Origin of the sequence: Microbacterium sp. J1-1 (assembly GCF_024498615.1) — a bacterium.
GTDB classification, from domain to species: Bacteria; Actinomycetota; Actinomycetes; order Actinomycetales; family Microbacteriaceae; genus Microbacterium; species Microbacterium aurugineum.
In genome coordinates this window covers 540,979-553,672 of the sequence record NZ_CP089590.1, presented here as the reverse complement: position 1 = coordinate 553,672, position 12,694 = coordinate 540,979, and the positions used below count along the sequence as shown (strand labels likewise).

Sequence of the window (12,694 nt, the reverse complement as noted above, 5' to 3'; positions counted from 1 at the left end):
ATGAAGCTGACACATCACATACGACACTCATCCTTTCGATTCCTGTTCGCGTCGCTCGCTGCCCTGGCAGTGGTGGGCGCCTCGCTCGTGGTCGGGAGACCGGCCGTCGCGGCTGAGTCCTCGAGCACCATCACGTCGGTGATCCCCCGTGGGTCGACCGACTGGTCCTACTACCGGGGAGCAGAGGCTCCCGCCGCGGGCTGGCAGACCTCCACGAAGTCCTGGGCGACGGGGACGGCACCGTTCGGCATCGGCTCGAGCCCCGGGGCGGTGAACACGCTGCTTCCCCGCGTTGCAGGTCGCCAGCCTCTCGCCACCTACTTCACGAAGAGCTTCACGCTCACTACTGACCTCCCTGAATGGTCGTGGGTGAACACCTGGGCAGATGACGGGATCGTGATCTGGATCAACGGCGTGGAAATCGGCCGCAAGAACGCTCCCTCGGGGAAGATCACGGCCGGGAGCTACGCGACCGCGGCGCCGACTTCCACCGCTGCGAGAAAGAACCCCGTCTCGTTCTCGGTTCCTGCGGGCATCCTCACGGCGGGGGAGAACACGATGGCTGTGCAAGTGCTGTCGAACTGGCGTCAAACTCGCAATCTCAGTTTCGACGCGCATCTCGTCCGCGAGGACCGCACGCAGAAGCCTGCTCCACCCGTAACGCCTCCGGTGAATCCGACCCCGGCTCCGCCTGTAACGCCTCCCACGAAGCCGACGGTTCCTCCAACGGACCCGACGGTTCCTCCCGTGGGTGACACGAGCGTCCCCGGCTGGGGCACGCCGTCATGGAGCGACGAGTTCACCTACAGGGACGACTCAGGAAGACCCTCCGTCGATCCCGCCAAGTGGAACGTACGCGGCCAAGACGATCTCGGTCTTCTCTTCGACGCGGCCGTGGTCGACCGCAAGCAGGTCTCGGTCGATGACGCCGGCGTTCTGCACATTCGCGCCGACTGGCTCGACACTCCAGCGATCCGCCCGTCCACCCAGACGGGCCCGCGGGAACTCTGGCACAAGACCGGCTATCTCGACCAACGACGACTCAGCTCCGACGATGTGAGTATGTCGCAGCAGTACGGCCGATGGGAGATCCGAGCCAAGACACCCAGCGGCCCGAACACGTTCGGGTCACTCGCCGCGTTCTGGCTCCGCAACAACCAGTCCGGTGAGATCGACATCATGGAGGCCTGGGGGTATGACGACGCAGCGGTACGCGACCAGCGCATCGACACGGCAACGACGACGGTCCACACTCACACGTCGACCCCGTCGCTGAACCAACGCTACATCTGGCATCACGCAGACTACGGCGCCGCGACGCCGGTGTGGAAGGACTTCCACACCTACGCGTTCGAGTTCACGCCGACGTACGCCGCAGTGATCGTGGACGGTGTGGAAATCCTGCGAGCGACCCCATCGACGCATCCGAACCTCTGGAACCCGAACTACTTCGGTTCACCGCTCCACATGCGTCTCAACCTGCATGTCGGTCCGTCTTCGACTTACTGGGGTCTTCCGAATCCGAACAATAAGGCCGCTACCCAGAATCTCGATTTCCAGGTCGACTACGTCCGGGTATGGAGATACGAAGGCTAGCGACGCCGCTTCTTGGTGTGGCCGCGTTGTGGCGCTACCATCGGCTGCGCCACGGCAGCATGGGAGTCGTCGGGCTCGATGAGTGAATCATCGTCATCGAGCTCGACCTCCTCGCCCTCGACATAGAAAGTGTCCTCGTCGTCGATCACGTCGTCGTCGATCGCGTCGTCGTCGGTCTCCTCTTCCAGAAGGCTGCGCTTGTAGGAGGATCCGGGGCCGTTTCGCACTCGCGACACGATCAGCGCGGCGATCGCACCGACGAGGATCCCCAGGAAGAGTCCTGCGGCAACGAACACGAGTACCGACGGGCGATTGGACTGCTGCGGAGGATCTGCGGGAGTCACCAGCATTCCGGAGTAGAACGGCGTCGCCGTGATCCGAGCCTGCTGGTCCAACAGCGCCTGCAGCTGCAGTTGCGTGGCCGCACGCTCGCTACTCCCGACGGGCTGGGAGTCGAGCACCGTTTGGAGCTGTGTAATCGAAGTCCCGAGCTCAGCGGTGGTCTTCTCCACGACGGCCCGAGCGTTGTCGGTCCGTTGCTCGCCGTACGCGGCCGCCAGCGCGTTCGCTCGCTCGGCCGCGAGCTTCGGAGTATTGGCCGTCACCTGGAACATGAGAACCTGGGAGTTGCGGGGCACCTCGACCACGGTGTTCGCTCGCAGAGCCTCGATCGACGTGTCGTCGAGATTCTCCACGGCACGCTCCAGCACCGCGGTCGACGTCGCGACGACCTTCTCGGTCTCCATGTTGACGGTGTTGAAGCTCGATCCCGTCGAGAGTACGCTGATCGGCTCGACGGTGTGCTGCGCCTCCGCGGTGTACTTCTGCGGATAGATCGCGAAGATGCCGAGGCCGACGAGCGCGAACGCGACGATCGTCCCCACGAGTACGAGCCACGACTGCATGACCCCTCGGTACAGGTCTTCGAGTGTCCAGTGTGTCGCCAAGGTGCGCTCCCCCATCCGCGCGTTCGACACGGTCGTCGGACGCAAACCCCCGTCATCCTACAAGTTGCTGCTGGCTGCCCGCCGTGAGAGGTCGCGTGGTCAGTGCGGATCCGGAGCTTCCGAGACGACCAGGCGCGCCTTTCCCGCTTGGCTCTCGATGCGCGACACCTCGATCGTCGTCACGTCGACGTTCTCCCCGACAAGTGCGGTGAGCGCGCGGGCGGCTCGGGCGGCTGCATCCGTGGCCTCCCCCTTCCGCGTAGCGACATAGCGAATGACGATCGAGTAGTCCGAGGCCTGCACTATCTGCATCTGCCGAATCGCTTCGGGATCCCCGAGGAAGAGCCCGCTGAGACCGCCCGTGATGCGGCGGCCCGAAGGCGTACGAATCACGTCGGCGAGTCGCCCCTGCACGGGGGCGAGGCGAGGGAACACCCGCCCGCAGCCGCACGCGCCGTTCAGAAGCCGGGAGCGATCACCCATTTCGTATCGCACGAGGGGATACACCTCGTTACTGAAGTCGGTGACGACGACCGACCCTTCTACGTCTGGCTCGACGCGGCGGCCGGCATCGTCGACGATTTCGACCATGCGCTGGTCTCCCGCGACATGCAGTCCCTCATGCTGCGGACATTCGGCAGCGATCCATGGGATCTCGGCAGAGCGGTAGGTGTCATACACCGGCGCACAGAACACCGATTCGAGGAGTGCGCGTTGTCCGGGTTGCAGCATCGCCGCCGTGACGGACACCGCTGTCGTCGGCAGAGTGCGCCCTGACTTCGCCAGGTGGGTGGCAACCGCTGTCGCACCTTCTACATAAGCCACAAGGAGACGGGGTCGAACACGGGACCATCGGTTCGTGAAGTCCTCGATCGCTTCATCCGTGATCGCCCGAGCGTCGAGGTGGATGTGCCTGCTCGGCCACCACTGGGCCGCGTACTTCAGCGCTTCCCGCCCCTGCCTCAGCCGCCGATAGATGAAAGCCATGTCGTCGCCCGGATGCACGTCCCACCACCGATAGATCCGCCACCACATGGGGGCTGTCGGTGCTGCGGCATCGTTCCGCACCCGCAGCGGCGCTCCCGTGCTGCCACCGGTCTGCGACACCAGCGCGCGCTTCGATGGGATCGCGGTCGAGAGCACGCTGTCCCCCGCTTCCCGGAGCGCGGCCTTCGTCACGATCGGAAGCCTCTCGAAGTTTCGCGGTTCGGCGACGTCTTCCCGCGAGAACCCCGCGCCGGAATACAGGTCCAGGTAGAAGGGAGATGAGTCGTACGCGTGGAGAGCCATCCGCGCCGCCGCGGTCGCGGAGAGCGCCTCAAACTCTCGGACGCTGAGTCGTTCATTTTCGACCATCGTCTCGAACGCTTGGCGATCACCCCGCATGAGCAGACGCGTCTTGGCGTCGAAGATCTCTCTTTTCACCGCTCCCCACAAGCTCCGGCTCGCGCCGATCCTCTCCATGCTAGGCGTTGTTCCCCGACACGTTGTGAACGGCTGAGCGAGGCGAGGACCGTCACTCCGACACCGGGCTCGTCTCAGGCTGACGGCTCCCCCCGGGCCTCCCTGTGTCGCACGCCCGTGCTTCGGGGTTCGCATCGAAGGCTCGATTGTGGATAACTTCGACGGGCTGCAAGCGACCACCGCTAGAGTCTCTCGATCACCGACGTACAGCGGCGCTCGACGAATAGCCGCGAGGTCCGGTCTGCGACCGTCGCAGGGCACTGAGTGCGCCACCATCGACCAAGGAGACAGCCAGCATGCCCAGACATATGAAGCGCATCACGCGAATCGCGATGGCGGGAAGCGTTCTTTCGACACTGGCCCTAGGTTCTCTGGTCGTACCCGCGGCGGGCGCAACCAACACCCTCATCAGTGATGTCGAGGTGAACGTCGCCTCCGGTGAGTCGCGCATGCTGAGCCTCACCGAAGATGCGCCGCAGAACTCCGTCACCAGCGTGACCTTCACTCCTTCGACGCTGCCTGACGCCGGGCCGGGGCACATCATCGGGGTGCAGAGCCGAGCCACGCAGTCCGGCAGTTACATGCTGTGGTCGAGAGTGGCGCCCACCGGTGAGGTCTTCGTCGGTATCGACCGTCTCGCCGCGCACAAGTACGGCGTGTTGGCTCCGGTCGAAGTCGTGCTGGCCGAATCCAAGCTCGCAGACGTCGCCGGGCTCGGTGAGAGCATCCAGCTGTCGTTGACGACCGCGGATGCTGGGGCGGAGGTCCACCTGAGCGCCGAGGCCGGCGTGGGCGAGGGCAAGACACAGGACTTCACAGCGGCCGACACGGGTGATGACAGACTGACTGCCGGCGGCGGCGCGGACATCGCGTTCTTCGGAGCCAGATCGTCCCCCGGCCTCACGGTGAAGGTGAACGACGCGAACGTCACGGAGGCACCCGCGGCCCCGACCTGGGAGGACGACTTCGAGGGCGCTCTGGATACCTCTTCGTGGGAGGCCCGCCGATTCATGGACGCAAACACGCTCGATGGGGCGAACTTCCCTGAGAACGTGAGCGTTGTGGACGGCAACCTCCAGTTGCGTATGCAGAAGCTGGCCGCGCCTCAGCAGTTCAATGGCAAGACCATCACCTACAGCGGCGGTTACGTCTGGTCGCGGGGCAGGCACCACATCGGGTACGGCAAGACCGAGATCCGGGCGAAGATGCTGACTCCGGGATCATCCACGGGGCTGTGGTCAGCGATCTGGTTCCGCGATGTGAACCTCGGTGGCGAAATCGACCTCTTCGAGGCTATCGGGACGCCGAACCTGCAGCCGGGCTACTATCCGAACGACGGCACCGGCATCCAGCAGACCATCTACAAACAGACGGGCGTGAAGACCAAGGGGGAGTACACCCAACGCAACTTCACTCTGACGACGCCGAGCGATCAGTGGCATACCTACACGCTGGAGCAGACTCCTCAGTTCATCGCACTTTCCGTGGATGGGGTCGAAACGTTCCGCACGTCTGACCCGAAGATCCTCGCCGGATTCAGCGGTCAGCTCGACATCCGTTTCTCCCAGTTCATCGGAGAGAGCTGGGGCGCCCGCACCGGCCCCACCACGGGCGCCATCAACGATGTCCTCATCGACTATGTGAAGCACTGGGCATACGCGGAGTAGGGCAGCGGCTTGAACCGGATCCATCAGCTCGTTTCCCGCTCCGACGACACGCGACCGTGTACCGCACCGGAGGCGCTCACGGCTCCGTGGTCGGGCCTCGGAGTCTCCGCGCCCTAGAGTTCGCCAGGCTTCATCGCTTCGGCGTCGATGGCCCGAATCACACGCAGCGCGGCGGTATCCGGCTTCGGCTCGGATGCCGCCGCGTCGTCGTTCCGGCGCCGCTTCGGGGCGTAGACGACGAGCGAGTGGAACAGGAACCGCGCGAAGAAGGCCACGATGAGGGAGAGGGCCGTCGCGAGCACGCTCGAGATGTGCCAGGACTCGACCATCAATGCCATCACGGGGATCCGCAGCGCCGCCTCGACGTTGTTGAAGGCGAAGGAACTGGCGAAGCGGACCCCGAGGCCACGGGCGTCGGTGCGCATGTCGGCGAAGACGAAGCGCTCCTGCAGCAGGAAGTTCCCGATGATCGTGACCTCGGCGCCGATGATGGCCGCCCAGATGTAGGGGACGCCGGCGGCGGTCAGCGCCCACATGATCCCGAGGTTCGCGGCAGCGCCGATCGCGCCGATCAGTGCGAACAAGGACATCTTCCCGAATCGCAGACGTGCGAGGTGCGCGATGAAGGTCGCTCCCTGACGCAGACTCGCCTTCGACGTCCCGTGCCTGCGCTCGGCGAACTCCATCGGCACTTCGGCGATGCGAAGGTCGTTGCGGGCCAGGATCTCGAGGAGGATCTTGAAGCCCTGAGGCTGGAGATTCGCGACGTCGAGGCGCTTCCGGTCCACCAGGAAGAAGCCCGTCATCGGGTCGGTGCTGCGAGCGAGCCGGATCGGGAACATCGCCCTGGTCAGCCAGGTCGCAGCGCGCGAGACGCCGAACCGCACGGCCGTCCCGAGGCCACGGGTGTCCCCTCCGCCGACGTAGCGGGACGCGGCGACGAGATCGGCATCCCCCGCGTCGTAGCGGTCGAGCAGGGCGGGCAGGAGCTCCGGCGGATGCTGGAGATCGCCATCCATGACGATGCAGACGTCGAAGGACGCGGCTTCGATCCCGACGACCACGGCCCCGCCCAGACCGCCGTGGTTCTCGGCGCGATGGATGACGCGCACCGGGACCGGGGCATCGGCGGCGACGCGCGCCACTTCGGCAGCGGTGTCGTCGGTGCTGTCGTCGACGAAGAGGATCTCGGCATCCCCCTCGGGGAGCGCAGCGGCGATGCGGGCGACGAGTTCCGCGACGTTGTCGCGTTCGTTGAACGTCGGCACGATGACCGTGACCGGTGTCCCCACGTCAGCCCCCTCTTCCGCACGCGCAATGCCTGCGGCCTCCATCGTTCCATGTGTTCCTGTGGGGAAAGAAACCCGAACCTGCTAGACTCTCGACTTGCGGCTGTGGGAGTCGCTGAGCGGGTGGGGATCCGCTTACTGGGGACTACTGATCTGGGGAGATCATGGGGACGCGTATCGGCTATGCCGTTGGTGCTTTCGACCTTTTTCACGTCGGGCATCTGAATCTACTTCGTCACGCCAAGCAGCACTGCGACATCCTGATCGCGGGTGTCGTCAGCGACGAGATGCTGCGCCAGGTGAAGGGCATCGAGCCCGTCATCCCGACGTCCGAGCGCGCGGAGATCGTGAAGCACATCTCCTTCGTCGACGACGTCTATGTGGAGACCACACCATCGAAGATGGACTCCTGGCGCGACGTGCACTTCACGCACTTCTTCAAGGGCGACGACTGGCGCGGAACCGACAAGGGCCTGCGCCTCGAGCGCGAGTTCGCCGAGGTCGGCGTCGAGGTCGTGTACTTCCCGTACACGGCGCACACCTCGAGCTCATCGTTGCGCCGAGCGCTCGACGCGATCACGGCCGGCGCGAACGCCCCGGCCGTCGCCGCGACCCGCTGACCTTCGGGCGTCGCTCAATTCGCGACGCCGAGAAGGCTGCGCGCCATCCGCGCCACGTGTGGAGGGGTGTGCGGGCCCAGCCAGACGGTCCACGGGGACCACGGTTCGCCGCATGCCCATTCCACGCACCAGGCGTGGACGGCGTTCGCGAGTCTCTCACCGCGAGCGTGTGCACGGATGCCGTCGCCACGCACGAGCCACCGCACCGAGACGCCGTCGGGAACATCGATGTGGCGGAACTGGATGCGCGCCGCGACCTCGAGGAGGATGACCCCCTGGGCGTCCCAGGGCAGCCGCGCCGCGATGCCCGCGATGGTACCGGCATCGGCCGCATCGCCGGCGATGAGCACGGCCCCCTCGATGCTGTCCCAGTCAGGGTCATCCAGGTGCTCGCACGCGTTGCTCATGCCACCAGCTTAGATAAGGGTAGCCTTACCTATCAAGAGGCTTCTCAGCGCCACCCCATCCACGCCGCCGTAGGCTGGAGGCATGACTTCTCCTGCCTCCGACACCATCACGATGTTCGGCGCCGACTGGTGCCGCGACTGCATCCGCACCAAGAAGCAGCTCGATGCGCTCGGCGTCGAGTACACCTATGTCGACCTCGTCGCGGAGCCCGCTGCCGCGGACATCGCGAAGGACATCTCGGGGCGCACGAACATCCCGGTCGTCGTGTACCCCGACGCCTCGCACCACGTCGAGCCGTCGAACGCCGATGTCGAGTCGAAGCTGCGCGAGCTCGCACTGATCTGAACGGTCGCCGTGGCGCCGCTACACTGGCGCGATGAGCACTGAGGCTCGGCCCGAACGAGCATCCGTCCGCCTCTCCCCGCGCACGATCGTGCTGTACGCGATCGGGTCGCTGGGGACCGGCGGTTACGCCACCCTGCCCGGGCTGGTGCTGACGTACTTCCTGACCGACAACCTCGGCGTGGCCGCGCTGGCCGCGGGACTCATCGTCACCGCGGCGAAGATCTGGGACGTCCTGATCGATCCCCTGATCGGCGCGGCCTCCGATCGACAGCTCGCACGCACGGGGTCCCGTCGCGGGTTCATGGTCACGGGCGCCCTCGCGCTCCCGCTGTTCTTCGCACTCACCTTCGCCGTCCCCCCTTCCTGGGGACCGGTGACGGGCGCCATCAGCGTGCTGCTGGCGTTCCTCGCGACCGCGACGGCCTTCAGCCTGTTCCAGGTGCCCTACGTCGCGCTCCCCGCAGAGCTGACCGGCAACTACGACGAGCGCACCCGCCTGCTGGGTTGGCGCGTCGTCGTACTCACCGCGGCGATCCTGCTCTTCGGCGCCGGCGGTCCGGCGCTGCGCAACGCCGGCTCCGATCCCGTCCTGGGATACCTCCTGATGGGGATCGCCTCCGGCCTGGCGATCGGCATCGGCATGCTGATCGCCGCCCGCACGGCGGACATCGCGGCGCGGCGCACCGCGCACACCCCCGGCGCACCGATCGTGTCCTCCACGTGGCGCGACCAGTACATGTCCGGCTTCCGGGCACTCGGACGCAGCCAACCGTTCCGCGCCCTGCTGGGGACCTTCGTCCTGCAGGCGCTCGCGACGGGGACGATGCTCGCCGGCGCCCAGTACGTCGCGACCTGGGTCTTGCGATCCGAAGACGCGGTGACGCTCGTGTTCGTCGCCCTCGTCGGACCTGCGCTGCTTGCGACGCCGGCGTGGACCGCGCTCGCCCGGCGCACCGGGAAGGAACGCGCATTCGCCATCGCCAGCGGCCTGTTCACCGCCGCAGCGGCAACCCTCGTCGTCGCGGTGTGGACGCCCGGCACGTGGATCTACGCGTCCGTCGCCGTCGCCGGCATCGCCTATGCCGGGCTCCAATCCCTGCCGATGGCGATGCTGCCCGATGTCATCTCGCACGACGAGCGCACCAGCGGGCCGGGACAGGCGGGGACGTTCACCGGCATCTGGACCGCAGGCGAGACCGTGGGCTTCGCTCTCGGTGCGACCGCGGTGTCACTGACCCTCGCCACCACCGGCTACATCTCCACCGTCGCCGGCGCCACCGTCGAGCAACCGGCGGCCGCGATCACGGGCATCGTCCTGAGCTTCAGCATCCTCCCCGCTGCGCTGATGGCGGCGAGCCTGCTGACCCTCCGCCGCTATCGCCTGCGCAGGGAAGACATCGACGCCGCGGCGAGCCTCGACGCCTAAGCTGGGATCCCGTCCGAAGGAGACATCGATGACTTCTGCGAGCACCTCCACCGCCGCCACGCCCGCTCCGAAGCTCGCGCCGAAGGCCGAGGCTCCCGGGATGAGCGCGGGCGAGCGTGAACGGCTCGACGCCGCCGTCGACGACCTGCACGCCGGTGCACGCACGTGGTCAGCCCTCACGATCGCTCAACGCGTGACCCTGCTGCGCGCGGTGCGCACGAGCGTCGCCGCCACCGCCGAGGACTGGGCGAACACGGCCTCCGCCTCCAAGGGCCTCGACGGGGTGCATCCACTGCGGGGCGAAGAGTGGCTCAGCGGCCCCTACAGCGTGATCGGCGCGCTCGACGCCTACATCGCGACCCTCTCCCGCCTTGCGGAAGGCACCAACCCGCTCGACGGCATCACGATCGACCGCGCCCCGGGTGGGCGTACCCGGGTGCACGCCTTCCCCCTGACCGGGATCGACAGGTTCCTGCTGTCCGGCTTCACGGGCGAGGTCTGGCTGGAGCCCGGGATCACCCCGAACGCCGTGCGCGCATCCGCCGGCCTCGCGCAGCTCACTCCGACCGCGTCGGGTGGGGTCGGACTCGTGCTCGGTGCCGGCAACATCACCTCGATCCCTGTCCTCGACGTGTTCTACGAACTGCTCGCCCACAACCGCACGGCGCTGCTGAAGGTGAACCCCACTCAGGACGCTCTCGTGCCGGTGTACAAGCGTGCGCTCGCGCCCCTCATCGAGCCGGGATTCCTGCGCATCGTGCGAGGCGGCCCGGCGGTCGGCGCCTTCCTCACCGACCACCCCGGATTCGCGCACGTGCACATCACCGGGTCCGCCGCGACGTTCGACACCATCGTGTGGGGGCCGTCGAAGGGCGAGGGCGCCGCGGCCACGAAGCGCCGTCGCCGCGAGAACCGCCCGCGCTTGAAGAAGCCGATCACGGCCGAGCTCGGCGGCGTCTCTCCGATCATCGTGGTGCCCGGCGCGTGGACGGAGGCCGACCTCACCTACCACGCCGAGCACATCGCGACCATGCGCCTGCAGAACTGCGGACACAACTGCATCGCGGGCCAAGTGGTGATCATGTCGTCGGAGTGGGATCAAGCCGATGCGTTCCGAGCCGCGCTGCGCCGTGCATACGCCAACGCCCCCGAACGTCCGACCTGGTACCCGGGCTCCGCCTCGCGGATGGAGCTCGCATCCGACGCCTACCCCGACGCCCTCGTGCTGGGCGACCGGCTGCTCGTCGAGATCGACGCCGACGACGACGCGACCGCGCTGGAGACCACCGAGTACTTCGCCCCGGTGCTGGGAGTCGTGACTGTGCCGGGCACCGGCCAGGACTTCCTGGATGCCGCTGTCGCCCATGCGAACGACAGGCTGGAGGGCACCCTCGGCGCGAACCTGCTGATCGACCCTGCAACGGAGAAGTCGCTCGGTGCCGGATTCGAACGGTCCATCGCCGCGCTCCACTACGGCTCCATCGCCATCAACAGCTGGACCGCATTCGCGTTCATCACCCCGACGCTCACCTGGGGCGCGTTCCCGGGCGGCACGATCGACGACGTCGGCAGCGGCCTGGGGGTCGTGCACAACGCGCTCCTGCTCGACGGGGTCGAGCGCTCCGTGCTCCGCGGACCGTTCCGTCCCCTCCCGCGCTCACTGCCGATCGCGAACGGCGGTGGACGGTTCACGATCCTGCCGAAACCGCCGTGGTTCGTCTCCGCGCGCACCGGTGCGGCCGTCAGTGAAGGGCTGACCCGCTACCGGGTCGACGGCAGTCTCCTAGGGCTCGTGAAGACCTTGACGAAGGCTCTCCGAGCCTGACGGCCAGCCGCAACGAGCCTGACGGTCAGCGCGAAGCGAAGGAGAAATCATGGAATGAAGGAGCCGGTCGCGCATCCACTCCTTCGTTCCATGAGATCTCCTTCACGTCGTGCGGCTCGCTCGGGCGAATCGGTCGGTCGCCGCACGCAGTGCCCTCTGCGTGCCGGGCTCGGTCGCCGCATGACCGGCATCGTCGACCACGATGAACTCCGCCTCGGGCCACGCCCGGTGCAGATCCCACGCCGTCATCATCGGGGTCGCGACGTCGTGTCGACCCTGCACGATGACCGCGGGGATGTGGCGGATGGCGTCGACGCCATCGATCAGCTGCCCCTCGTCCCACCACCCGCGATGGACGAAGAAGTGGTTCTCGATGCGGGCGAACGCGGTGGCCTTCTGCGGATCGGACAGGGCGGCGATCTGCGCGGGATCCGGTGTGAGCGTCACGGTCGCCGCCTCCCAGGTCGACCAGGCGATCGCGGCGGGCACGTGCACCGCCGGGTCGGGGTCGAAGAGTCGGCGGTGGTATGCCTCGATCAGGTGCGAGCGCTCCAGGATCGGGATCTGCGCGAGGAAGCTCTCCCAGAGGTCCGGGAAGAGGGCCGCTGCCCCGCCCTCGTAGAACCACTCGAGCTCCTCGCGACGCAGTGTGAAGATCCCGCGGAGCACGAGTTCGGTCACCGCAGACGGATGTGCCTGCGCGTAGGCGAGTGCGAGGGCGCTCCCCCACGACCCGCCGAACACCTGCCACTTGTCGATGCCGAGGTTCTTGCGCAGCAGCTCGATGTCGGCGATCAGGTGGGCGGTGGTGATGTGACGGAAGTCGGCATCGGGAGCACTCGCGTGCGGTGTGCTGCGCCCGCACCCCCGCTGATCGAACAGCACGATGCGATAGGCCTCAGGGTCGAAGAACCGCCGCTGCCAGGGCGAGGTTCCACTTCCAGGGCCGCCGTGCAGGAAGACCACCGGTTTACCGTCGGGGTTGCCGCTGACCTCCCAGTACACGCGGTGACCGTCTCCGACGAGCATCTCCCCCGTGTCGTACGGTTCGATCGGTGGATACAGTGCGTCTGTCTTCGTCATCATCGGCCCCCCCAGCCGGTCGTG

At 66.9% G+C, this 12,694-nt stretch carries 11 protein-coding genes; 6 read left to right on the top strand and 5 right to left on the bottom strand.

Annotated elements, in window-relative coordinates; genetic code table 11:
• The first annotated feature begins 72 nt into the window (after window positions 1-72).
• Window positions 73-1,596, top strand: a complete 1,524-nt coding sequence (locus tag LRQ07_RS02540) for a family 16 glycosylhydrolase (protein ID WP_256535749.1) — start codon at window positions 73-75, stop codon at window positions 1,594-1,596.
• Here the strand turns inward: LRQ07_RS02540 and LRQ07_RS02535 are convergent.
• Complete coding sequence (locus tag LRQ07_RS02535) at window positions 1,593-2,588, bottom strand: Wzz/FepE/Etk N-terminal domain-containing protein (RefSeq protein ID WP_248539640.1); 996 nt, start codon at window positions 2,586-2,588, stop codon at window positions 1,593-1,595. The genes LRQ07_RS02540 and LRQ07_RS02535 overlap by 4 nt on opposite strands.
• A gap of 54 nt (window positions 2,589-2,642) precedes the next feature.
• Window positions 2,643-4,187, bottom strand: a complete 1,545-nt coding sequence (locus LRQ07_RS02530; RefSeq protein ID WP_256535748.1) for a phenylacetate--CoA ligase family protein — start codon at window positions 4,185-4,187, stop codon at window positions 2,643-2,645.
• A 116-nt stretch (window positions 4,188-4,303) separates the two neighbouring features.
• Between LRQ07_RS02530 and LRQ07_RS02525 the strand changes: the two genes are divergently transcribed.
• Window positions 4,304-5,674: a family 16 glycosylhydrolase gene (locus LRQ07_RS02525; protein WP_256535747.1), complete on the top strand. Its 1,371-nt coding sequence runs from the start codon at window positions 4,304-4,306 to the stop codon at window positions 5,672-5,674.
• Between the two features lie 113 nt (window positions 5,675-5,787).
• On the opposite strand, the gene LRQ07_RS02520 is transcribed toward LRQ07_RS02525, so the two are convergent.
• Entirely contained in the window at window positions 5,788-7,008 is a 1,221-nt protein-coding gene (locus tag LRQ07_RS02520; RefSeq protein ID WP_256535746.1) for a glycosyltransferase, read from the bottom strand.
• A 119-nt stretch (window positions 7,009-7,127) separates the two neighbouring features.
• Here LRQ07_RS02520 and LRQ07_RS02515 point away from each other — a divergent pair, with 119 nt between their 5' ends.
• Window positions 7,128-7,583 carry an adenylyltransferase/cytidyltransferase family protein gene (locus LRQ07_RS02515; protein ID WP_131492979.1) on the top strand — a complete coding sequence of 152 codons (456 nt, stop codon included), beginning with the start codon at window positions 7,128-7,130 and terminating at the stop codon, window positions 7,581-7,583.
• Between the two features lie 14 nt (window positions 7,584-7,597).
• On the opposite strand, the gene LRQ07_RS02510 is transcribed toward LRQ07_RS02515, so the two are convergent.
• On the bottom strand, window positions 7,598-7,990 hold the full coding sequence (locus tag LRQ07_RS02510; protein WP_131492980.1) for an SIP domain-containing protein: 393 nt from the start codon (window positions 7,988-7,990) through the stop codon (window positions 7,598-7,600).
• A gap of 82 nt (window positions 7,991-8,072) precedes the next feature.
• Here LRQ07_RS02510 and LRQ07_RS02505 point away from each other — a divergent pair, with 82 nt between their 5' ends.
• Genes LRQ07_RS02505 through LRQ07_RS02495 form a run of 3 tightly spaced genes read left to right on the top strand, consistent with a single transcriptional unit; the run spans window position 8,073 to window position 11,587 of the window.
• Complete coding sequence (locus LRQ07_RS02505) at window positions 8,073-8,336, top strand: glutaredoxin domain-containing protein (RefSeq protein ID WP_047521334.1); 264 nt, start codon at window positions 8,073-8,075, stop codon at window positions 8,334-8,336.
• A gap of 31 nt (window positions 8,337-8,367) precedes the next feature.
• Window positions 8,368-9,762 carry an MFS transporter gene (locus tag LRQ07_RS02500; RefSeq protein ID WP_256535745.1) on the top strand — a complete coding sequence of 465 codons (1,395 nt, stop codon included), beginning with the start codon at window positions 8,368-8,370 and terminating at the stop codon, window positions 9,760-9,762.
• Window positions 9,763-9,790: 28 nt separating this feature from the next.
• Entirely contained in the window at window positions 9,791-11,587 is a 1,797-nt protein-coding gene (locus LRQ07_RS02495) for an aldehyde dehydrogenase family protein (protein WP_256535744.1), read from the top strand.
• A 102-nt stretch (window positions 11,588-11,689) separates the two neighbouring features.
• Here LRQ07_RS02495 and pip read toward each other — a convergent pair whose 3' ends face one another.
• Entirely contained in the window at window positions 11,690-12,673 is a 984-nt protein-coding gene (gene pip / locus LRQ07_RS02490) for a prolyl aminopeptidase (RefSeq protein ID WP_256535743.1), read from the bottom strand.
• Window positions 12,674-12,694 lie beyond the last annotated feature (21 nt).

Coding starts and splice junctions, on each gene's coding strand:
- pip (WP_256535743.1), bottom strand. CDS start 12,673: ATGATGACGAAGACAGACGCACTGTATCCACCGATCGAACCGTACGAC.
- LRQ07_RS02500 (WP_256535745.1), top strand. CDS start 8,368: ATGAGCACTGAGGCTCGGCCCGAACGAGCATCCGTCCGCCTCTCCCCG.
- LRQ07_RS02525 (WP_256535747.1), top strand. CDS start 4,304: ATGCCCAGACATATGAAGCGCATCACGCGAATCGCGATGGCGGGAAGC.
- LRQ07_RS02510 (WP_131492980.1), bottom strand. CDS start 7,990: ATGAGCAACGCGTGCGAGCACCTGGATGACCCTGACTGGGACAGCATC.
- LRQ07_RS02515 (WP_131492979.1), top strand. CDS start 7,128: ATGGGGACGCGTATCGGCTATGCCGTTGGTGCTTTCGACCTTTTTCAC.
- LRQ07_RS02520 (WP_256535746.1), bottom strand. CDS start 7,008: ATGGAGGCCGCAGGCATTGCGCGTGCGGAAGAGGGGGCTGACGTGGGG.
- LRQ07_RS02505 (WP_047521334.1), top strand. CDS start 8,073: ATGACTTCTCCTGCCTCCGACACCATCACGATGTTCGGCGCCGACTGG.
- LRQ07_RS02495 (WP_256535744.1), top strand. CDS start 9,791: ATGACTTCTGCGAGCACCTCCACCGCCGCCACGCCCGCTCCGAAGCTC.